The following is a 19,718-nucleotide window of genomic DNA, read 5'->3' on the forward strand; positions in this document are numbered from 1 at the left end:
GGTTTGGTGAGGGGGTCTTCTTTTTGTAATTTCCCCTGTCATGCTGCTCAAACCCCACCTCTGGATGTTCTTTATGGGCATCGGCTTTTGTGCCTCTCAGGAAATTGTTTCCTCCAGGGGAGATTTACCTTCTGCTGTACAGGAAACCTCTGGTCTGATCTTTCATAATGGGAAGTTAGTGACCCATAACGACTCCGGGGACGAAGCCGTGCTCTATGAGATCGATACGACAGACCTGGCCATAAGCCGTATGGTAACCCTTGATAATGCGAATCATACGGATTGGGAAGATATTACAGCAGACGAAAGCTATATCTACGTAGGAGACATTGGGAACAATCTGGGTGATCGTACCGAATTAACCGTGTACAGGATCGCAAAGGAGGACTATGACGTTTCAGACAATGTAACTGCAGAGGCCATTAAATTTTCTTATGAGGATGAGCCCGACTTTATGGAAGGGGAGGAACCTGCTTGGGATGCCGAAGCCCTTGTAGCCTATAAGGAAGAACTTCTGATCTTTACCAAACAGCCGCAGGATGGCAACACAGGGGTTTACAGCATACCCAAGGTCCCTGGCAACCATACCGCGAGAAGGATAGCCGGCTATAACGCCAATGGCCTGATAACCGGCGCCACATTCAATGCCTCTGAATCTGAGTTGTATCTTGTAGGATACAGCATTCAATTGGTTCCCTTTCTTGTCCGCATACCAGATCTAAACGGGGATTTCAATTTTACGACCGGAACGGAAAGACTACAGCTGACATTGAACTTCGGACAGGTTGAAGCTATTACCCATAGTTCAGGGAATCAATACTATTTGAGTTCGGAAAGGTTCTCCAGTGAACAGCCTCCCATAAACAGTAGCGCTCAGCTTTTTTATTACACACCTGCCGCTGATCCGGGGGAAGAACCGGAGGAAGAAACGCCGGAAGAAGACGAGGAAAGTGTGGCGGAAGACCCTGACAATGTTCAGGAGTCCACTTCTTTCATTCTGTATCGGGAGCCTGGGTCCAACGTCCTGAAATACACTGTCCCACCGGATAACACGGTTTTCGGAAGAGCTCTTTTTGACACTACCGGAAGGAGGGTACGCTTTACTCATGGAATAGATATCAGGACCAATGCCATAGACCTTACGGGATTGCGGGGAGGCGTTTACTATCTTAGTTTGTATCTCTCGGGCGAAACCGTTTCCAAACCGTTTGCTTTTAACTGAATTGCCGTCATTCACTCTTGTTATTTAAGTATTTGTTAACAGCCAGCCCACCCCTTTATTTTTAGATTTGTGGCATAACATAAACTGTTACAAAATGAGAAAGCTAACTATTTTAATTTGCGCTGCCTTGGTGTCATTTTCACTACAAGGGCAGCTAACAACACCCCAACCCAGCCCGGAAGGAAAAGTGTATCAAAAAGTCGGGCTAACAGACGTAAAAGTTAAGTATTCGCGCCCTTCAATGCGTGGAAGGACCATTTTTGGGAATTTGGTTCCAACGGACAAACTGTGGCGTACAGGTGCCAACAAGAACTCAACCATCTCATTTAGTGATGACGTGGTTATTGATGGACAAACGCTAAAAGCCGGCTCTTATGCCATCTACACCAAGCCAGGAGCAACTTCCTGGGAAGTACTATTCTATACAGAAACCGAAAACTGGGGTGTACCACAGGACTGGGATGACAGCAAGGTAGCGGCCAAAACTACAGCTGAGGTTTATACCATGCCTATGGATGTTCAAACATTTACCATGACTTTGGACGACCTGCACAACAACGGTGCTACCCTGGGTATTCTCTGGGAGAAGACTTATGTAGGGGTACCATTCACTGTGCCTACAGCGGATAAAGCTGTAAAGAGCATTGAAGCCGTTATGAGCGGACCATCAGCGGGGGATTATTACGCAGCCGCTTCCTATTATTTTGAAGAAGGAAAAGACCTGGAAAAAGCCAAAGAATGGATAGATAAGGCCGTTTCCATGAACGATAAGGCCTTCTGGGTAATGAGAAGACAAGCGCTGATCTACGCTAAAATGGGCGATAAAAAAGGTGCTATCGAAGCTGCGAAGAGATCAATGGAAGTTGCTGAAGCAGCAGGTAATGCAGACTATGTTAAGATGAATAAGGATTCCCTTAAAGAATGGGGAGCTTTATAAGATTCCGAAAATAAGGCAGAATAAAGAGACTGTCTGTAAGGGCGGTCTCTTTTATTTTGGCTTGGATCATATTGCTTAGCGGAGATATTACCTTCTGGACCTTTAAATGAATGTAAATATTTCTGTTTATTCGCAATGGTAATATGGATTCGATGCCAAATATCATGTTCAGCAGAGCAGAACAATGGATTTCCTTAAGTTTCGAAGACGGGTTCTTAAACCTCATTTATTGCGGGGATAGCTGGTCTTTATCCCAAAAACTGGTCACTACAGCCTGTAAACCGGAAGTCTAAAGAAGAAAAAATCAGTCCCCCTCAACTACCTTCTTTTCAATATCACTAAAATATTCGCTTTTAAGTGGATCTTGTCCTTTTGGCTGGGATTATCACCGTTATTTCTTTGGTTCTACTTTAGGAACTTTTCCTGGCAATACTGTCGAATGTATTGGTTCTTCACATTAATGTGTCCAATTTATAACAAAGGATAAAGTATAAAAGGGGTATATAAGGTCATAATTGGATAGCATAAGGTATGTATGCCCAATTCCGACTTACCTCCGCAGTTACGGTCGGACAAATAGACCAATATGAGCCAAAATCCTTCCGGTCTTACCACTTATTTTCAAATACCCTCATATACTACTTTGTTTTTATCGAACAGGCCTTAAGCAAATACATTAGTCCCTTAACTAACTCAAAAATTCACGATTTAATGGAAATGAAGAGAAAATGGACTACGGTATCCTTTTGGGTCTTGTCTATACTATTTTCCTTTGGACAGGAAAAAACAATTTCGGGCAAGGTCACGGACTCCAACAATCTCCCTTTACCCGGTGTAACGGTGATAATTGAAGGAACTACCCGTGGTGTGCAAACAGATTTCGATGGGAATTATTCCATCAGGGCCAGTAACGGAGAAACATTGCTATTTACCTACATTGGGAAAAGGGATGTAAGTAGCATCATTGGTGCTTCCAATGTGATTAATGTCATGATGGAAGAGAGCGCCGAGGCTTTGGAGGAAGTCGTTGTTACCGCTTATGGAACCTCAAGGAAAGAAGACTTTACCGGCTCTGCCAATGTGGTCCGAGCGACAGACTTTGAACTCAGGGCGGCCACTTCACCAATTACGGCCCTTGAAGGTGCGGCCACTGGTGTGCAGATTATTTCTTCTTCAGGACAACCTGGCTCCGGGCCTGGTATTGTGATCAGGGGCGTAGGTACTTTGAACGGTGTGACAGCTCCACTTTATATTGTTGATGGGATGCAATTTGAAGGCTCCCTGGCAAGCATCAACCAGGATGATATACAATCGATGACAGTACTTAAGGATGCTGCTTCCACAGCCCTGTATGGTAGCCGTGCTTCCAACGGGGTCGTAATCATCACTACAAAGAAAGGTAGACAAGATTCGCCGGTCAGGGTAAACTTTTCTTCACAATATGGTTTTATAACACAGGCAATTGATGAGTACGACTTTGTGAGTCCGGGCCAGTACTACGAACTCATGTGGGAAGCCTACAAAAACGCCTTGGGAGGTGACGCCGTTGAGGCCTCGGCCACTATTTATAGCAGACTGGGTTACAATCCTTTTAATGTGGCCAATGACGCCATTGTTGATACCAATGGAAATTTAAACCCTAATGCTCAAGTCGTCTATCAGAGTTTAAACTGGTACGATGTACTGGAGAGAACAGGAAGCAGGAAGAATCATTCCCTGAGTATTACAGGTGGTAGCCAAAGGAGCCAGGTCTTCTTTTCCGCTTCCTATCTAAAGGAAGATGGATATGTAATCGAAAGTGATTTCGAGAGACTTACCACACGATTGAATGCCGATTTTGACGCGGCAGATTGGCTTAAGGTGGGCGGAAGTGTTAACCTTACTTTTGCGGAAACGAACGGCCCCGATGGCGCAGGAACAACCAGTATCGTAAATCCCTTTGGCTTTGCAAAGGACATGGGTTCCATTTATCCTGTGTATCTGGAAGATACCAATGGGGATTATGTTCTCGATGCCGAAGGGCAGCGGCAATTTGATCTGGGTGAGGGTTATTCGGATTACAATATACAATCTCGCCCCAATAATCCCGGTCGACATGCAATCGCCGAGGCGATATTTAATGATAACCTCGATCGAACGAATACCATAGGTTTTAGGTACTATGCGGATATTCGACTGTTAGACGGGCTTAACTTTAAAGTAAACTATGGGCAGGATATTCAGGACGGTATTGATAAAGAGTACGAGAACAATATAGTAGGTGATGGGGCTCCTACCGGAAGATATGGTGAGACAAGGTTCAGAAGAACAGTGGAGAATTTCAACCAGATCCTCACTTACAATAGGTCCATCAACAATGTTCATAACGTTGATCTTACACTTGGCCACGAGAGCTTTGACCGGAATTACTCTGAAAACAGCGGTTTATCAAATACCCAGACAGCGGAGGGGATATATGAGTTCGTTAACTTTTCCGTACCTACAGACTTAAGTGGTTATACATCCGATAAAACCCTGGAGGGATATTTTGCGAGACTTAACTATAATTTTGACAACAAGTATTATCTGAGTGCTTCGGCACGTAGGGACGGTAGCTCCGTGTTTGACCAGGACGTCCGCTGGGGTAACTTTTACTCCATTGGCGGTTCCTGGAGGGTAGACCAGGAAAATTTCATGGAGAATATTGGTTTCATAAACCAATTGAAGATCCGCGGTTCTTACGGTGAGGTAGGGAATGACAGACTATTGGTATCAGGTTCCACCACCCGCCAGGATTTCTATATCTCCCAGCCCCGCTATGAGATTACCTCCAATGCCGGCGCACCGGCCATATTTTGGTCTAATTTAGGAAACTCTACGCTGACCTGGGAAGCTTCGGAAAATTGGGACCTGGCTGTAGAGTTTGGTTTGTTTAACAACTTCCTTGACGGAACTTTCGAGTATTATAACAAGACATCCTCAGACCTTCTGTACAACCTTCCAATAGCACTTTCGAACGGTCTGAACGAAAAACCTGAGAATATCGGAACAATAGTCAATGACGGATACGAACTTTCGCTGACGGGTCACATGATAAATACGGCGAACTTTAAATGGGATATGTCCCTTCAGGCCTCGACCTTCAAAAATGAGATTACCGAACTTCCCACTCCTTTTGTTCTTGGCTCCAAGCGCTGGGATGAGGGACGCTCAAGATATGATTTCTATATTTTTGATTATGCCGGGGTAGATCCCGATAATGGGAATTCCCTGTACTTCATGTATGAAGACGATCCCGACACTGAGGAAAGAATCCCTGTACTGAACGATGATGGATCGCACGCTACTACCAATGACTGGCAAGAGGCCGGAAGAGCGTATGTTGATGCAAGCGCCGTCCCTGACATTATCGGATCCGTGCGTAACGCTTTTAGTTATAGGGGACTTGACCTTGATTTCCTTATTACTTATTCTATTGGTGGTGAAATACTGGACTATGGCTACGCAGATATGATGCACGAAGGTGAATATGGGGTTTCATTACATGTTGACCAACTGGATGCCTGGAGAGCCCCTGGAGATATTACCAATGTACCACGACTGGAGAACGGCAACGTTAACCAGTTCCAGAGAATGTCTACAAGGTTTTTGACCGACGCCACATTCTATGCATTGAGAAATGCGAATTTGTCCTATTCTTTCGAAAAGAGGCTCACAGACAAATTGGGGCTAAACAGTCTAAGACTCTTTGTTTCCGGTGAGAACCTTTATATCAAAACCAAAAGACGAGGACTGAATGCTCAGTACAACCTGGCAGGTACACCTTCTGGTAATGACTATAACCCAAATAGAGTAGTATCATTAGGGTTGAACGTATCCTTCTAATTAAAAAATACAAAGATGTTAAGAATATATAAATCATTGTTCTTGCTGTTCATGGCAATTATTATTTCAAGTTGCTCCGAAGACTTTTTGGAAACTACACCTACTGAATCCATAGCGGCAGCAGACGCTCTATCGACCACAGCAAATATGAAATTGATCTTAAACGGCCTTCATAGGCAGATGTTCGCACAATCTCCTTTGCCCGGTGGTTCAAACTCCAGGGCTGGGGAGCATTATTTTATCCCGATGTTCGATGTGATTACTGGAGATCTTATCCATTCGGCCCCCGGCAATGGATGGATGCGTGGCGAACTGCAGTGGACCACACATACCGATGCCACTTCACTTTCTTGTGAGCAGTTGTGGTACCAACGCTATCATTTTATCGCAAGTGCTAACTCTATTATCAATAAGGTTGCTGAGGATGAACCTGTTGTTGATGAAGAACTTAGCAATATATTAGGACAAGCATATGCCTACAGGGCCTGGTCTTATTACCGCCTGATTACGGCCTATGCAAAAGGTTACCTGCTTACCGATCCTTCATCTTCGCCAGGAGTACCAATTATTATGGCTACAGAAGCCCCCTTTGAAAGTGGGCCAAGATCTTCGGTAGAAGAAGTCTATGCTCAAATGGAGGCAGATATCGATCAGGCCCTTAAGTATTTTGGAAATGCCAGTGCACCGGATAACAAGTCCCACATTTCCATCAATGCCGCATACGGTATCAAGGCGCGTATAGCTTTATCCAAAGGAGATTGGTCTACCGCCGCGGAGGCAGCGGAACAGGCTCGTGTAGGCTATCCACTTTTAGAAGAATCGGACTGGCTTTCGGGCTTTAATACCTATGACCTTTCGGAAGTTATTTGGGGAGGTCATGTAATTGACACAGAGACTACGTATTACCGCAGTTATTTCTATCTGATCTCTCCCACCTTCAACGGTAGTCAAAACAGAGGTAACCCAAAACTGTTTAACATAGAACGGTACAACCAGATTCCCGATACGGATTTTCGCAAACAAGCTGTTCTACCTCTGGCACCAAACACCAACTCCGCCGCAGCGAATGGCCAGGGTGGAGGCTATGAGAGCGATCCAAACTACGACAATTCTGACGATTTTTGGACGGCCTGGAGCGATGTCATTTCTACTTATGGCATGACCACGGCCCACAATACCCATCCTTACATGCATGTCAAGTTCCTTCAAAAAAACCCAGGTACCATAGATCCTGATGATGTAATTTATATGAGATCAGCCGAGATGTATTTGATAGAAGCAGAGGCGAAGACAATGATGGGGGATATCAGCGGCGCACAGGAAGTTCTTCAAGAATTCGGTTCTTCCAGGGACAGTGCTTATGACTCGAGCCTATTTGCCACCCAAGCGGACCTTATGGAACATATTAAATTCCAACGGTATGTGGAGCTTTACGGAGAAGGTTTTAGTTATACCGATCATATTCGCTGGGACGAGGGTATTGACCTGACAGGTTCAGGTGCATCTGAAGTCTATTATCAGAATGGTTTTATGCAGGAAAGACCCTCTATTAACGACAATTGGGTTTTTAAGATTCCGCAGGCGGAGATAGATTCAAATCCAAATATCAGCGAATCCGACCAGAACTGAATTAAGGTAAGTTCAAGTTTTTCTAAATTATTTGAATTAGTCCAGTAGAGACTGTCTCAAAAGGCAGTCTCTTTTTTTTGGACATGGCCATAGGGACGTACCATGGAAGCTGCGAAGAGATCAATGGAAGTTGCTGAAGCCGCAGCTAATGCAGACTATGTTAAGATGAATAAAGATTCCCTTAAAGAATGGGGAGCTTTATAAGATACTGACAAACTACGAGTTATAGAAAACCCTGGCGCCGCCGGGGTTTTTTATGCGTTCAGGCTGGGATTTCTCAGCATCCGGTCAAATCCTTCCAGCATAAATGACAGCAGGATTACCAGGGCGCATCCGAAGGCGTTTAGCCAGAGATAGGACATCCAATCAAAATACCATCCTACGATAACAATGAACTGGGTAATTAGAGCAGCTACGAAAACAGCGTTTCCCCGAACGAACTTAAAAAAGAAAGCCAGTAGAAATATTCCCAGCACGTTTCCGTAGAATATGGACCCGATAATATTTACCAACTGGATCAGATTGTCAAAAAGGTTAGCTACACAAGCGATCAGAATGGCGATTATTCCCCACATAAGTGTAAAGGCCTTGGAGGCACGTACATAATGCTTCTGGTCTGCGACCTCTTTCTTATTTCGCTTATAGAGATCCAAGGCGCTGATGGTTCCCAAGGCATTGAGCTCTGAGGCGGTAGACGACATGGCCGCTGAAAGGATCACTGCCAAGAGTAAGCCAACCAGGCCACGTGGGAGATGGTTTAAGACGAAATGGATGAAGACGTAGTCCTTATCATTGGTTTCAACGGTACTGTCTGCCATGGAAATCAGCTTTTTGGCCGCGTCCCGGTTACTTTTTTCTCTTTCGTTTATTTTGAGGATCTGTTGCTTGGCATCCATAGTTGCCGCATACTCCCGGAGTTCCAGGGCAGCTGAGAACTGGTCCTGGGCCATTTTTTTCTCCGTCTCCAATTCCCGGTGACCTTCCTCCAGTATCCTGTAATCCCCGGCGTATTCAGATTCCAGCACAGCCTGTGTGGCAGCCGGATTGAAGTTCAGCGGAGAGGGGTTATACTGATAGAATACAAAGACCATCACTCCAACCAGCAAAATAAAGAACTGCATAGGGATCTTAAAGATCCCGTTGAAGATCAGCCCCAGCTGACTCTCCCGTACGGATTTGCCCGAAAGATAACGTTGAACCTGACTCTGGTCTGTTCCAAAATACGCCAGGGCCAGGAAAAGTCCACCGGAAATACCGCTCCAGAAGGTATATCGCTTGTCCCAGCTTAAATCAAAATCCAGGATACCTAATTTTTCACTGGCTCCTGCTACTTTCAGAGCTTTGCTAAAGTTGATATCAGCGGGTAGGTATCCTAAAATGAAAAAGAAAGCGATGAACATCCCGGTCATGATAATGAACATCTGCTGCTTTTGGGTAACATTCACCGCAGTAGTTCCCCCCGATACAGTGTAAATAATGACCAGTATTCCAATGATGATGTTGAGTGTCCGTAGATCCCATCCCAAGACCGCGGATAAGATAATGGAAGGAGCAAAGATCGTGATCCCTGCGGCAAGCCCGCGCTGAATGAGAAAGAGTATGGCCGCAAGAGATCTGGTTTTAAGGTCGAAACGCTTTTCAAGGAACTCGTAAGCCGTGAATACTTTTAGCTTGTGATATATGGGAACAAAAACCAGGCATATGATGATCATCGCGAGGGGCAGTCCAAAATAAAATTGAACGAATCCCATGCCGTCATGGAATGCCTGCCCTGGAGTTGAAAGAAATGTTATGGCACTGGCCTGAGTAGCCATTACGGAAAGACCAATGGTCCACCATTGGGCCTTATTCCCACCCAGTACATAGTCATTTACATCGTTGCTGCCTCTAGTTTTCCAGACCCCATAACCAACGATGAAAAGCAGGGTTCCGGAGAGTACGATCCAATCTAATACTCCCATATTATGCGTTTGATGTCATAATAAAGTAAAACGCCAAAATGTAAATTGTGTTGAGCACCAATACGAGGGTATACTCTTTTCTCCAAATGATCTTTTGCTCCATATTATCCTTTAATGGCACTCTCATTCTCCAGTTTTTCTTTGCCAAGCGAAATCATATTGGCAAATATTTTGAAAGCTCCTGAAACTCCGGCTGGAAGCTCTCTGAAAAAACTGAGTCCGGTATAGATGTAATAACCTTTTCCATGGGGTGCCACAAGTAATGCTCCTTCTTTGGAAGCTTCATTCGCATCTTTCATTGATAGTATAGGTGTGAATGCGGGGTCCCATTCATTTGGGAAGTAGAGTCCCCTTTCCTGAACCCAGCCTTCAAAGTCTTCTGAGTTAATGGCATTGGGGAAATTCACCAGGGCGTGATCCTTTGCGATGATCTTCACCTCGGAATTCTCATCGGTGACCCTGTCCTTGGAAAGTTTTAAGGGGTAAGGCGCAATATCTTCGTAGGCGGCAGCCCATCTGCCGGCTGTATTATACTGCAGTATCAGGTTTCCACCATTGGAAACATAGTCAAATAAGTATTGTTGCTTAAATTTTAATTCCGGGAGAACGTTGTAAGCCCGTATACCAACCACAACCGCGTCGTATTTTTCCAGGCTACCGGGTTGTATGTCGTTGGGATCGATCATATGTACGGTAAAACCAATTTGCTCAAGGCTTTCCGGGACCTTGTCTCCGGCTCCCATGATATACCCTATGTGCTCTCCGACCTTTTGAATGTTAAGCCGGACCACCTTAGCGGTGGATGGAAGCAATACGGACTGGGTAGGAATATGGTCGTAAGCAATAGACACCAAAGCCTTTGAATACTGTTTGCCCCCAACAGTGATTACCGGTCTGATCTCGCCCTCATTTTCTGTCTCCGGAGGGGAAAGGGTAAAAAGCAGGGACTTTTCTTCGTCCCTGTTGGCAATTTCAAAAGGGATGGCACTTTCGGCCACTGTCCAACCATCCGGATGTGAAAGGGAAACGCTACCTTTTAGGTTGTCCCTATGTGCCTTTACAGTCACTTCGATCTGTCTTGGCTTTCCCTCGTCAAAGATCTGGACCTTATCCGTAAAACTTGCCGTTACTTCGGGAAGTATTTCGAAGGGCCTGTACAATTCGCCTTTGTCCGGCCTGGAATACCGTCTAACCACGGGTCGCTTGAATATGAGTCGCATCCCGTTTATGTCTAGATCGAAACTTGCGTAAAATGCCCTAGGGGTTTCCGGTTTCCCTATTAGTTTCGGGTCATCCACGACATACATACCAAGACTACCTTTTTCAACCAGCCAATAGGGACTGGTATAAGAGGTATTCTTAGGGATTTCCAGATTTAGCTCAAGATTCGCCTTCTGATTTGAAACCAGGGTAGTTCCCTGACCACCTTCGGCGTTGTCAGTGATCTTTACCGAATTCAGGGTCATATTCCATTCACTGCGGTTCAAAGCTTCAATTTGAATCTTGATCTCCTGACCCGGATTGGCATAGGCATAATCCGCCGAAGCTTCGAGATAGAGTCCGCTAACGGCCGCGATCAGATCTTCAAGTTCCCTGGATTTTAGTTCTCTCCAATGGGAATCTTCCACCATCTGCAATTTTTCGTAAGCCTGTAATAACTGAGGTAGATGTTGTGAGGGATCCCTGAAATCAAAATCCTTTTCAACCGCGTATAGTATATCTCCGACCGCCTTGCCTCCTTTTACACGGGACCAGCTGGTATTAATTCCTTCAAAAAGATTGTTGGGGTCTTTGGGTAAGTCTCCTTTTAAGAGCTCGATGTATTCCTCCTGACTTCCCCTTGTAGTTAGTCTGCCAAAGCCCTGACAGAGGTGTTGGCTACTGGCCATAGAGGCTATTTCGTTGTTCGAAAGTCCGCGTAAGGGATAATAAACCCCGATGTCCATGGACAACATTTTGGACTTATCTGCCTTTTCAAAATTCTCCCGACTACCGTAAAACCACCAGGAAGTGTTGAAAAAGAGTCTTTTGGGTTGCCAAACTTCCGATTCCGAAAGCTGTTCCGGGTAAGCGTCCGCGTCACCGGCAAGGTCAAAGGCCTCAAAACTTAACATGGCCGATGCCGTATGGTGCCCGTGGGTAGTTCCAGGAGTCCGGTGATCAAATCGATTGATGATGACGTCCGGCCTAAATTGGCGCATTATTCGAATTACGTCTCCGAGCACTAGATCTTTCTCCCAGATGGTCAGGGTTTCCTCAGGGCGTTTGGAGTAACCAAAATCATTGGCCCTGGTAAAGAACTGTTCCCCTCCGTCAACACGTCTGGCTGCCAGTAGTTCCTGCGTTCTCAGGACACCGAGTAATTCTCTAAGTTCAGGTCCTATTAAGTTCTGGCCTCCGTCTCCACGGGTAAGAGAAAGGTATCCGGTTCTCGCTTTTACGTGATTGGAGAGGTAGGAGATAAGTCTGGTATTTTCATCGTCGGGATGAGCGGCAACGTATAGCGCTGTACCCAGAAAATTTAGCTTTTGCAGTGCCTGGTAGAGTTCAGCCGAAGATCTTTTTTTTGGAGCTTGTGCTTGAAGAATAGGTATAGATAGTAAGATGCAGATGCAGCAAACCCAGATTTTCCGCATAATAAGGATGTTTTGTTGGTAATCAAAGATAGGAAGTTTAGGTGCTTGACCTCTTTTTTTACCGTTTCTTTAACACCTTAAGTTTCGTCCGGGACCGTTTTCAAATCAGCTGTTTCTCTTGCAATGGAAACCGCTTTTTGCAGCAACATATTGTTAGGGTAGGTCATTAGTTCTCCATTGCCCTTTCGCAAGTGGATGTGGTATGCCCGTATGTCTTCAATCAGAAAAGGACCCTGCTCCTCCATCTCCTTATCCATGATCGTTATTCGATCCCCTATCTTAAAGGGAAAGGAAAAGAACAGAATGATCCCGGCAGTAACATTACTCAAAATAGACCATTGGGCGAAAAGAGCAACCCCAATCACCGCAAAGATCGACGAAAAAATAAGGCCTATCTCGCGGATGTTAACACCCCAGATAAAAATAAGCCCTGCTGCGCCGAGCGCCATTAAGCCGATGGAAATATACTTGAGAACCAGTCTGGTACGGATGTCTTTCAGATCGCTAAACCTACCGATCCTTCTAATGGTTATACCTAAAATGAATCTGAGCAATACCAGCACGAACAGTACAATACTGCTGCTGATCAGTTCGGTTTGGTTATTCAGTAAAAACTCTTTCATGCTCTGTTATAAACCGAGGCTATCCCTTAAAATAAGATCTTTGTTCCCATTCTGTCGCCAGTATGGAGTTTTTAGCTTTTTCATACGGCTAGCCCTGGAAGTAAGTAATTTGGCCTTGGGACCAAACCCACTTTTGAAAGTTTCTGTCCAGCCTTCTATAGTATGCGGAAATTCAGTGCTAAATTGTATACTTAACGTGCGTTCCAATTCCGGATAGCTGATTTCATAGGTACTCAGCTCCCCATTTTCAGTGAGTTTGGCATTGGCCTTATAGGCCTGTATCCCTTTGTGCCCAACTCGGATATATTCCAGAGAAGGTAATACTTCAATATCTCCAGAAGGTAAACCTTTAGGGTCTATACGTATTTTGGTCCATAACTCATTCTCGAGAATGGCCTTCTCCATTTCCACCAATTGATCCGCCTCACTTTCAAAATAGGAATGAGACATCACCTCAAACTGATCGCGGTTATTCAATTGAGCATAGACATGCCCGCACCATTCCTGAACGGAAGTTGAGAGCTTTATCGCATGCTGATTGTCGCTTACCGGATAAAATGTACTGCTCATTATGGAGTAGGGATATATGCCTGTAAGGTATTTTTTTGTGGCATTCAGCTTTAAGACCTGTACATTGTCCGGGGAACTGCGGTCTGCTTTTACCTGCTTATCGGCTAAAAAAGGCTCTGTCACATAAATGAGGACAGCATGTCCATCTCTGATCTCTCCATATCGCGCCTGCTCCAGTTTATAAGAAGTTATCTCCGCCTCCCCGGCATACCAGTACTTTTTGAACTCCTCAGACAGGGGTTTAGCCGGAGCCATGGTAGCAGGCTCTTCATTTAATGCGATCTCTTTGGGCACATCCTTAGATGCGTCCTTACAAGACTCCAAACTGATGATAAGACCGGCAAACAAAAGCAGCAAAAGACCAATCCGTATTCCTTTTTTCATAATACCTGAATTTTGATTTAAAGTTACTCAAAATCAGCTTAAACCGCCACCTTCATTAACGTTTTATAAAGTAAATGAGTTGGCATGCCCATGACATTGAAATAAGAACCGCGTATCTCGTCAATGCCTATCAGACCGATCCATTCCTGGATGCCATAAGCCCCAGCCTTGTCATAAGGTTTATAGGTTTTGATGTAGTGATCAATTTCCGAAACGGACAGGTCCATGAAATGTACTTCCGTACTGTGGTAAACTGTTTCCTGCATCGTCCGGGTAGTAATGCAAATAGCCGAAATCACCTCATGCCAGGAACCTGAAAGTCTTGTCAACATATCCGCAGCATCCTTGGCGTCCACGGGCTTTCCAAGACAGGTATTTTCATGCCATACGATAGTATCCGATGTAATAAGGATCTCGTCTGAGGTCAATTGCTGCCTTAAGGCTTCGGCCTTTAACTTTGCCAGGTAAACAGGGATCTCCGGGCCTTTTAATGATTCGGGAAACACTTCTTCCACTGGTTTTACGCGGACCTCAAAATCCAGTCCCAATTGCCTGAAAAATTCGTGCCTCCTGGGTGAGCCCGAGGCCAGTATAAGCCTGGAGCCTTTAAGTCGTTCCTGTATCATTGTTCAGTCGTTCTTGGAACTAAAATTGTCATACCAGTCTCCCCTTACTTTGAGTACCTGCTCAATCACATCCCGTACGCATCCGTCACCGCCAACTTTGTGTGAAACGTACTTGCTTATTTCCTTTACTTCCGGAACTGCATTCTGCGGGCAACATGGGAGTGCAACCCTTTTCATAGGCGGAATGTCCGGGAGATCATCACCCATATAAAGAACATTTTTGGGGTCTATTTCGTAAATGTCAAGGTATTCATCCAGAGGTTCTTCTTTGTGATGGGCCCCGAGGAAAATATCAGTAACTCCAAGGCCTTTTAACCTGTCTCGAACCCCTTGATTGGTCCCCCCGGTAATTATGCAAATACGATATCCTTTTTTAAGGGCAGTTTTTAAGGCATAACCGTCTTTTACGCTCATTTTTCGGAGTAATTCGCCCTTGGTAGTGATCAGGAGGGAACCATCCGTAAATACCCCATCTACATCAAAAACGAAGGTGTTGATGTCCTTTAAGATCTGCTTATAGCTCAATTCCATAATGCTTTTGGATAGATTGACTTAACAGCCGGTAAATTTCGGAATATTTTGGGTCTTTAAGCATTTTCTCATGGGTTTCGAGGGTTTTTTTATCACCTCTTCTTGCCGGGCCGGTCTGGGCGTCATTGGGTGACATGCTTTCCAGCTTGTTGGCCGTTTCTTTGATAAGGGGTTTTAGCACCTCAAAGGGCAGGTTTTTTTCTTCAAGTAGTTCTTTGGCAATCTGGAACATATAATTCGGAAAATTGTTAACAAAGACAGCGGCCAGATGTAATTGCTTTCGCTGATCTGAATCCGCTTCGAACACTGTATCCGATATTGCTCTTCCAATGGATTTCAGTAAATTCAGATCCTGTTGTTCTGTAGCTTCAAGAAAAAGCGGAACTTGTTTAAAATCTGTTTTTACTCCTTTGCTAAAGGTCTGCAAGGGGTAGAAAATACCGCGGCGCTGATGAGGGGCCAGGGCCGAAATAGGAATACTGCCCGAAGTATGTACCACAAGCCTGTCCCTGAAAGGTAGTGCCTGTGAGATCTTATCAATGGCATCATCGCTGATACATATGATATAGACAGTAGCCGGAAGTAGCGCCTCGAGTTCGGAGGTTGTTTCGGTCTTATCCTTAAAAAAGTCAAGCCCTTTTGCGCTTCGGCCATAAACCTGGATAACGTCAAGGTCCGGTTGAGGTTCGAATGCCTGGAATAGATGCCTTGCAACATTGCCGGTACCAATAAGCACGATATCTGTCATGCCTCAAAAGTACATATATTTATTTGGTGAAAAATCGGGATCAGGCACAGGAGACAATGATCGAATGGTCATGGCCGGCACTGGTTGTGGAGTTAACTTCTATGGTGCCGTTTTCCCTTAAGGAGGTAAAGTTATCTTCGCTGAGCGTAACCAGATGGTTATGGCCGGAGCTACCTTGAATGGAATAGGATTTTTCCGTTCCGGCTTTAATGTCATCCACAGAGACCAGCAGGCTATGCCCGTGGTTACTCTCAATAGTGGTTCTTGTTCCGTTAGCAAGGCAATTGACAGACGCCCCGGGCCCTCCAATAGCCTGTCCTACCAATCCATCATCCGAATCAGAACATCCTACTAAGGCACGCAAGCCAGCAAGTCCGAGAATCATCCCAAAAGTCCTCCAAATAAAGTCTCTCCTTTTCATAAATGATTTAATCACAGCAATACGATCTTTAAGGTAGCAAAATTTTGAAAACAATAGGTTTTCAATACAGGTAAATTCAGAGGCTACAGCTTTCACAAACATTCGTTAAATCTGTGCGAACTTTGGAAATAAGAAAGCCCATTTAGTGAGATTTTAGTTGTAAATGAAGTATTTTTGCAAACTGAATTTACTTTGTAAGCAGAGACGATGACTGAAATCCTCAAGAAGACCTTATTTTCTAATCGTTTAATGGCTGTTCTATTCATTGTCTTTGCAACGGCCATGGCATTCGGAACGTTTATCGAAAGCTGGTATAGTACAGAAACGGCAAGGATCTGGATTTACAATACCTGGTGGTTTGAGGTTATCATGGCCTTCTTTGTCATCAACTTTATCGGGAATATTTTTCGCTACAGACTGCTCCGAAAGGAAAAATGGCCTGTATTGGTGTTACACCTTTCCTGGATATTCATAATCATAGGGGCGTTTGTTACGAGATACCTGAGCTACGAAGGCATGATGCCTATCCGAGAGGGCAGTTCACAACAGGTGTTTTATTCTGATAAGACCTACCTGACGGCCTATGTGGAGGGTGAGATCGACGGGAATCCGAGACGTAAGACTTTGGAGGACGACCTTATTGTGACTGCGGAAGCGAATAAAACAAACCTGCCCTGGAAATCCGACTTTAACGGGCAGGAGTTTAGCATTTCCTATGTGGATTTTATCCGGGGAGCAAAAAGGGGGCTTATTCCTGATGAGCAGGGCAATGAGTTTCTGAAAATCGTCGAGGCTGGAGATGGTAACCGGCACGAGCACTACCTTGAAAATGGTCAGGTAGCCAACATTCACAATGTACTTTTCGCATTGAACCAGGATACTCCCGGAGCCATCAATATATTCTCTACAGACAGTACTTATCAGATCCGTTCTCCTTTTGAAGGGAATTTCATGCGAATGGCGGACCAGTTTCGTGGGGATCTGGTAAAAGACAGCATTCAGACCCTGCAATTGCGATCCCTTTACAGTATTGGCGGAATGCAATTTGTTATTCCGGAACCTGTGGTAAAGGGAAATTACGGGGTGGTAAAGGTTGCTGAAGAAGAGATTACCGAGGCCACACAGGACGCCTTGGTACTGGACATTTCCTCAAATGGAGAAACCGTGCAAAAGAAGGTATTGGGTGGAAAAGGCAGCGCCGATTTTTCGGATAAATTCGAAGTTGGCGGACTTCAATTTGCCCTATCCTATGGATCTAAGGTCTACGAACTACCTTTTAGTATAAAACTCAATGATTTCATTGCGGAGAAATACCCCGGGACGGAGAAAGGTTATGCTTCGTTCATGAGTAAGATAACCGTGGAAGACGACAGGCCCTTCGACTATGACATCTATATGAACCATATCCTTGACCATCAGGGGTACCGCTTTTTCCAGGCCAGTTTTGATCCGGATGAGCGAGGTACGGTCTTGTCCGTAAATCACGACTTCTGGGGCACATGGATCACCTATATTGGGTATTTCCTGCTTTATTTTGGGTTGATGGGCATAATGTTTTTCGGTAAAACCCGCTTCAGGGATCTTACCAAAGCCCTGGATAAACTAAAAAAGAAAAAGGCTGCTTTATCGACCATACTGCTCTTGCTAACTTTTTCGGGCCTCAATGCTCAGCTTAATACGAAAGATCACGAGCATAATAACGCGCCTACCGCGGAACAGTTGGATTCCCTGCTAAACACCACCCTGGTTACGGAAGACCACGCCGCTAAATTCGGGGAACTCGTTGTACAGGACGAAGGGGGGAGGATGAAACCTGTAAACACTTTTTCCTCTGAACTCCTACGAAAACTCAGCTTTAAGAATACCTACGGCAAGCTGAATTCGGATCAGGTATTCTTGTCCATGATGCTCAATCCCGCTTTGTGGTATAATACCCCTATCATCGCCCTGGACAAGCGGGGTCAGAATGACAGCATAAGAAGGATCATAGGTGTTCCTGACGGGCAGGAGTATGTGAAGGCCACTGATTTTTTCGATGAGAACGGACGCAATAAGTTAGGTCCGTATTTGCAGGATGCCTTCGCTACCAATACTCCTAACCAATTTCAGAAAGATTTCAAAGATACCTATTTCAGACTAAGTCTTTTGGATCGGGCCCTGAGCGGTGAGATCATGAAGATTTTCCCATTGTTGAATGACGAAAATAACAAATGGATCTCCGCCCTGGAATACCGTTCCGGCCAGTTCCAGGTGGCTGATACGCTCTACGCCAATTTCATCAAAAACGCCGTTCCCTACTATATGATGTCGCTTCAGAGTGCCATTGCCGGAGGGGATTATACGGAAGCGGATAAACTTCTGGCTGCCTTCCATCAGAATCAGAAAAATCACGGTAGTGAAGTGCTGCCGGAATCAACTAAGGTAAAGGCAGAAGTTATCTACAACAAACTGGATATTTTTAACCGGCTTTATAAGTATTACGCCCTTATCGGACTGTTGATGTTCGCTATTCTCATATTCCGCATTTTCAAAGAAAGGGAAATATGGAAGGTCGCTACCTATTTCTTCAAAGGAGTGATCTATCTGTTCTTCATTTGGCATACCGCAGGACTTATTATGCGGTGGTACATCTCCGGTCATGCACCCTGGAGTGATGCCTATGAGAGCATACTTTATGTATCCTGGGCAACCATGGGCATGGGATTGCTATTTAGCAGAAAAAGTGAAATGACTATAGCTGCCTCTGCTTTTGTAACTTCCATGTTGCTATTTGTGGCACACGGCAACTGGGTAGATCCCGCCATTGCCAACCTGGTGCCTGTTCTGGATAGCTATTGGCTTATGATCCATGTAGCTGTGATCGTTGGGAGTTACGGACCCTTAACCGTAGGGATGATACTGGGAGTAGTTTCACTGATCCTCATCATTCTCACCAACAAGAAAAACAAGAAGAGGATGGAGATCAACCTCAAGGAGATTACCATCATCAATGAACTAAGTCTTACCGTAGGTCTGGTTATGCTGACCATAGGGAATTTCCTTGGCGGGCAGTGGGCCAATGAAAGCTGGGGACGTTATTGGGGATGGGATCCCAAGGAGACCTGGGCCCTGATCTCCATAATGATCTACGCCTTTGTGATCCATGCCAGATTAGTACCCGGACTTCGGGGTAGATGGACCTTCAATTTTCTGAGTATTGTGGCTTTCGGCAGTATTATGATGACCTATTTTGGGGTAAATTTCTATCTGGTTGGTCTGCACAGCTATGCCAGCGGGGCGCAGGTAATCACCCCGTCCTTTGTTTGGTATACTGTTTTCGGAGTATTGGTACTTGGGGCGATAAGTCTGTGGAGATACCGGGTTAATTATGCCAAATAGGCTGTATTTTTAGTATTTGACGGTATCCTCTTCGTTGGATTCCTCTTCCTCGTCCAGTTGTTCAATCTTTACTTTAGGAAATTCATCCTTTCTGCGATAGTTAATAGGAAAGGGTACCACACTGGCAATGCCGACCATGGCGATGACCGCCAAAAGACGAATGATTTTTTTGATACGCATGATGAAAT

14 protein-coding genes and 1 pseudogene are annotated in these 19,718 nt (G+C 45.0%); 6 read left to right on the top strand and 9 right to left on the bottom strand.

The features are described 5' to 3' along the window. Positions 1-40 precede the first annotated feature (40 nt). From GTQ38_RS13175 to GTQ38_RS21005, 5 genes and pseudogenes are all read left to right on the top strand, one after another. Positions 41-1,222, top strand: coding sequence for a hypothetical protein (locus GTQ38_RS13175; protein ID WP_161436013.1), 1,182 nt, complete (start codon positions 41-43; stop codon positions 1,220-1,222). Between the two features lie 94 nt (positions 1,223-1,316). Further along, complete coding sequence (locus GTQ38_RS13180; protein WP_161436014.1) at positions 1,317-2,159, top strand: DUF2911 domain-containing protein; 843 nt, start codon at positions 1,317-1,319, stop codon at positions 2,157-2,159. A 711-nt stretch (positions 2,160-2,870) separates the two neighbouring features. Next, on the top strand, positions 2,871-6,023 hold the full coding sequence (locus GTQ38_RS13185) for a SusC/RagA family TonB-linked outer membrane protein (protein ID WP_317169077.1): 3,153 nt from the start codon (positions 2,871-2,873) through the stop codon (positions 6,021-6,023). 15 nt (positions 6,024-6,038) lie between these two features. After that, positions 6,039-7,652 carry a RagB/SusD family nutrient uptake outer membrane protein gene (locus GTQ38_RS13190; protein ID WP_161436015.1) on the top strand — a complete coding sequence of 538 codons (1,614 nt, stop codon included), beginning with the start codon at positions 6,039-6,041 and terminating at the stop codon, positions 7,650-7,652. A 102-nt stretch (positions 7,653-7,754) separates the two neighbouring features. After that, a pseudogene (locus tag GTQ38_RS21005) lies at positions 7,755-7,856 on the top strand (DUF2911 domain-containing protein); the annotation flags it as partial. A gap of 50 nt (positions 7,857-7,906) precedes the next feature. Here the strand turns inward: GTQ38_RS21005 and GTQ38_RS13195 are convergent. The 8 genes from GTQ38_RS13195 to GTQ38_RS13230 all read right to left on the bottom strand — a co-directional run bounded on the left by GTQ38_RS13195 (position 7,907) and on the right by GTQ38_RS13230 (position 16,152). After that, positions 7,907-9,613, bottom strand: coding sequence for a sodium:solute symporter (locus GTQ38_RS13195; protein ID WP_161436016.1), 1,707 nt, complete (start codon positions 9,611-9,613; stop codon positions 7,907-7,909). Between the two features lie 104 nt (positions 9,614-9,717). Then, the gene (locus GTQ38_RS13200) at positions 9,718-12,249 is read right to left on the bottom strand and encodes a PIG-L family deacetylase (protein WP_161436017.1); all 2,532 of its coding nucleotides are present in this window, start codon (positions 12,247-12,249) and stop codon (positions 9,718-9,720) included. Between the two features lie 77 nt (positions 12,250-12,326). Next, on the bottom strand, positions 12,327-12,872 hold the full coding sequence (locus GTQ38_RS13205; protein WP_161436018.1) for a mechanosensitive ion channel domain-containing protein: 546 nt from the start codon (positions 12,870-12,872) through the stop codon (positions 12,327-12,329). Between the two features lie 6 nt (positions 12,873-12,878). Beyond that, the gene (locus GTQ38_RS13210) at positions 12,879-13,826 is read right to left on the bottom strand and encodes a septum formation inhibitor Maf (protein WP_161436019.1); all 948 of its coding nucleotides are present in this window, start codon (positions 13,824-13,826) and stop codon (positions 12,879-12,881) included. Positions 13,827-13,864: 38 nt separating this feature from the next. Next, positions 13,865-14,452, bottom strand: coding sequence for a Maf family nucleotide pyrophosphatase (locus GTQ38_RS13215; protein WP_161436020.1), 588 nt, complete (start codon positions 14,450-14,452; stop codon positions 13,865-13,867). 3 nt (positions 14,453-14,455) lie between these two features. Further along, a complete protein-coding gene (locus GTQ38_RS13220; RefSeq protein WP_161436021.1) occupies positions 14,456-14,983 on the bottom strand; it encodes a KdsC family phosphatase in 528 nt (175 codons plus the stop codon). Beyond that, on the bottom strand, positions 14,967-15,731 hold the full coding sequence (locus tag GTQ38_RS13225) for a Rossmann-like and DUF2520 domain-containing protein (RefSeq protein WP_161436022.1): 765 nt from the start codon (positions 15,729-15,731) through the stop codon (positions 14,967-14,969). The genes GTQ38_RS13220 and GTQ38_RS13225 overlap by 17 nt, the downstream gene beginning before the upstream one ends. A gap of 40 nt (positions 15,732-15,771) precedes the next feature. Continuing rightward, complete coding sequence (locus tag GTQ38_RS13230; protein ID WP_161436023.1) at positions 15,772-16,152, bottom strand: hypothetical protein; 381 nt, start codon at positions 16,150-16,152, stop codon at positions 15,772-15,774. 207 nt (positions 16,153-16,359) lie between these two features. Here GTQ38_RS13230 and ccsA point away from each other — a divergent pair, with 207 nt between their 5' ends. Continuing rightward, the gene (gene ccsA / locus GTQ38_RS13235) at positions 16,360-19,530 is read left to right on the top strand and encodes a cytochrome c biogenesis protein CcsA (protein ID WP_161436024.1); all 3,171 of its coding nucleotides are present in this window, start codon (positions 16,360-16,362) and stop codon (positions 19,528-19,530) included. 9 nt (positions 19,531-19,539) lie between these two features. Here ccsA and GTQ38_RS13240 read toward each other — a convergent pair whose 3' ends face one another. Continuing rightward, positions 19,540-19,710: a hypothetical protein gene (locus GTQ38_RS13240; RefSeq protein ID WP_161436025.1), complete on the bottom strand. Its 171-nt coding sequence runs from the start codon at positions 19,708-19,710 to the stop codon at positions 19,540-19,542. Between the last annotated feature and the right edge of the window lie 8 nt (positions 19,711-19,718).

This window comes from Poritiphilus flavus (assembly GCF_009901585.1).
GTDB lineage: Bacteria > Bacteroidota > Bacteroidia > Flavobacteriales > Flavobacteriaceae > Poritiphilus > Poritiphilus flavus.

Coding starts and splice junctions, on each gene's coding strand:
- GTQ38_RS13175 (WP_161436013.1), top strand. CDS start 41: ATGCTGCTCAAACCCCACCTCTGGATGTTCTTTATGGGCATCGGCTTT.
- GTQ38_RS13180 (WP_161436014.1), top strand. CDS start 1,317: ATGAGAAAGCTAACTATTTTAATTTGCGCTGCCTTGGTGTCATTTTCA.
- GTQ38_RS13185 (WP_317169077.1), top strand. CDS start 2,871: ATGGAAATGAAGAGAAAATGGACTACGGTATCCTTTTGGGTCTTGTCT.
- GTQ38_RS13190 (WP_161436015.1), top strand. CDS start 6,039: ATGTTAAGAATATATAAATCATTGTTCTTGCTGTTCATGGCAATTATT.
- GTQ38_RS13195 (WP_161436016.1), bottom strand. CDS start 9,613: ATGGGAGTATTAGATTGGATCGTACTCTCCGGAACCCTGCTTTTCATC.
- GTQ38_RS13200 (WP_161436017.1), bottom strand. CDS start 12,249: ATGCGGAAAATCTGGGTTTGCTGCATCTGCATCTTACTATCTATACCT.
- GTQ38_RS13205 (WP_161436018.1), bottom strand. CDS start 12,872: ATGAAAGAGTTTTTACTGAATAACCAAACCGAACTGATCAGCAGCAGT.
- GTQ38_RS13210 (WP_161436019.1), bottom strand. CDS start 13,826: ATGAAAAAAGGAATACGGATTGGTCTTTTGCTGCTTTTGTTTGCCGGT.
- GTQ38_RS13215 (WP_161436020.1), bottom strand. CDS start 14,452: ATGATACAGGAACGACTTAAAGGCTCCAGGCTTATACTGGCCTCGGGC.
- GTQ38_RS13220 (WP_161436021.1), bottom strand. CDS start 14,983: ATGGAATTGAGCTATAAGCAGATCTTAAAGGACATCAACACCTTCGTT.
- GTQ38_RS13225 (WP_161436022.1), bottom strand. CDS start 15,731: ATGACAGATATCGTGCTTATTGGTACCGGCAATGTTGCAAGGCATCTA.
- GTQ38_RS13230 (WP_161436023.1), bottom strand. CDS start 16,152: ATGAAAAGGAGAGACTTTATTTGGAGGACTTTTGGGATGATTCTCGGA.
- ccsA (WP_161436024.1), top strand. CDS start 16,360: ATGACTGAAATCCTCAAGAAGACCTTATTTTCTAATCGTTTAATGGCT.
- GTQ38_RS13240 (WP_161436025.1), bottom strand. CDS start 19,710: ATGCGTATCAAAAAAATCATTCGTCTTTTGGCGGTCATCGCCATGGTC.